Below are 1597 nucleotides of genomic sequence, written 5' to 3' on the forward strand. Positions count from 1 at the left end.
AAGCGTCGGTTCTTTTCTTGCCGATGCTGTGTTCTTAACGCAACACGATCTTCTTCTGTCAGAAATCTTTGCATAAAAAAAATTATTAACACATAAAATTAAACTTTTAAACTATTTCATTCAGCATGAGTATATAAAACACCCCCACAATAAGTTATTTATCTTATTTATTTTTGGGGGGAATTTTAGAGAGAGTTTTAGTTAATTGTGGGGGTATTTGGGCAGTGGGGGCACTATAACGTTAATATTTGTATGAACTTTTTATTTCTTTGTCAAGTTGTTTTCTTCTAAAAAGATTCCTTTTCCTTCTAGCATTTTTTTATATTCTCCATACTCTTTTGCCAGTTTTTTAAAACTTTTTATGTTGGCTTTATCTGCGTTTATTTCTTGCAGAAGGTTCATTTGTTCTAGCTTAGCTGAGGAGGTTTTTTCACGAAGTAATTGTTCTTTCTTTTTGAAGTCTAATATTTTATCGTTCAAGGCTATGGATTTTTCATTGCATTCTTGTTCTGTAAGTATTTTTTTACTGGTGTTCGTGTTTAAAGGCACATATTCCTCCAAACCTTCTAGAAGGTTTTCTTCATCTGAATTTTTTTTTACGGTAGTGGTTCGTTGGGGGGTAGGCGTGCTCATCACTGTCATGTTTGCGTTGCTTTTCTGTTGAGAGGAAGCATTTCCTGTTACTGAAACAGTTGAGGAGCCTTCTTCACCAGCAAAGCAGTTGCCTGCTATGAATATAAATATTAAAGTAAAATGTTTTATTAGCATTTTTGTTTTTTGTTTTTTTATATAAGTTCATTTTATTATAAAAAATATAATTTTTTACTTTGTATATCTAAATCAGTATAAAAAAATTACGAGAGAAAGAATTGAAATAAGAGATCTATTGAACAAGTTAATGTTCTTCTTATATGTTTGGGTTGGGCCCACTTTTTCTCAATAGGATTGAGATCTGGAGAATAATGAGGCAAATAAAGCAAACTATGCTCCGCATCTTCTAGCATCTTTTGCATAGCTTTCACTTTATGGAAAGTGGTATTATCCATAAGACTACCGCTTTCTTTTGGAAGGTTTGGTAATAAAATCTGCTGCACCAAAGATGTATCCCCAATCAAACTGAAAGTGTTGGACTAATGCGTTGAAAGTTGTCATTGGCGCGGTCGACAAGATCCATGAGATGTTGTCCCAGGTTTGGTCGAAAAAATTGCAGCATACTCTCGCAAAACTTTTTGGCAGAGGCGAAAAATCGATTATTGCGCACATGTTCATTCTTCGATGGGGTTCAGGTTTGGGCTTATAAGAGGGGGGGTAATGCACTTCAATCCCACTTTCTTTCGCTGCGTTTTGGAGGTCAGAGCTTGTATTATAAGGTTCTTGATCCAAGATCAGGTGAATTTTAGGCTCTTTTGGGGATAAGCGTCTTTCAGCTGATCAAACGTCTTCAAGGTTTTTAAGGACACTACCGTAAGGCGCATGTGCGTCACTCCCATCAGGTTCATGCGTGTCGTTGCCATGGTGGGGCATAAGTGTTGAAAGTGGTAGAGATAGATATTATGAGTATAAAGTTTTAATTTTATAATGATGTATTGATATATGG

Annotated in this window: 3 protein-coding genes and 1 pseudogene; 1 reads left to right on the plus strand and 3 read right to left on the minus strand. The window is 35.4% G+C overall.

Translation table 11 applies throughout. The features are described from left to right. Positions 1-261 precede the first annotated feature (261 nt). Together K737_RS00925 and K737_RS00930 are read right to left on the minus strand one after the other, a co-directional pair. Positions 262-768, minus strand: a complete 507-nt coding sequence (locus K737_RS00925) for a hypothetical protein (protein WP_006292238.1) — start codon at positions 766-768, stop codon at positions 262-264. An 86-nt stretch (positions 769-854) separates the two neighbouring features. Continuing rightward, complete coding sequence (locus K737_RS00930) at positions 855-1115, minus strand: transposase (RefSeq protein WP_023492477.1); 261 nt, start codon at positions 1113-1115, stop codon at positions 855-857. A gap of 23 nt (positions 1116-1138) precedes the next feature. On the opposite strand from K737_RS00930, the gene K737_RS10210 reads away from it, so the two are divergent. Beyond that, a complete protein-coding gene (locus K737_RS10210; RefSeq protein WP_162471405.1) occupies positions 1139-1300 on the plus strand; it encodes a hypothetical protein in 162 nt (53 codons plus the stop codon). A gap of 85 nt (positions 1301-1385) precedes the next feature. Here the strand turns inward: K737_RS10210 and K737_RS10870 are convergent. Further along, a pseudogene (locus K737_RS10870) lies at positions 1386-1597 on the minus strand (hypothetical protein); the annotation flags it as partial.

Source organism: Holospora undulata HU1 (assembly GCF_000388175.3).
Classification (GTDB): Bacteria; Pseudomonadota; Alphaproteobacteria; order Holosporales; family Holosporaceae; genus Holospora; species Holospora undulata_A.

Bases quoted from the DNA above. Each gene is read 5' to 3' on its own strand.
- K737_RS00925 (WP_006292238.1), bottom strand. From the start codon at position 768: ATGCTAATAAAACATTTTACTTTAATATTTATATTCATAGCAGGCAAC.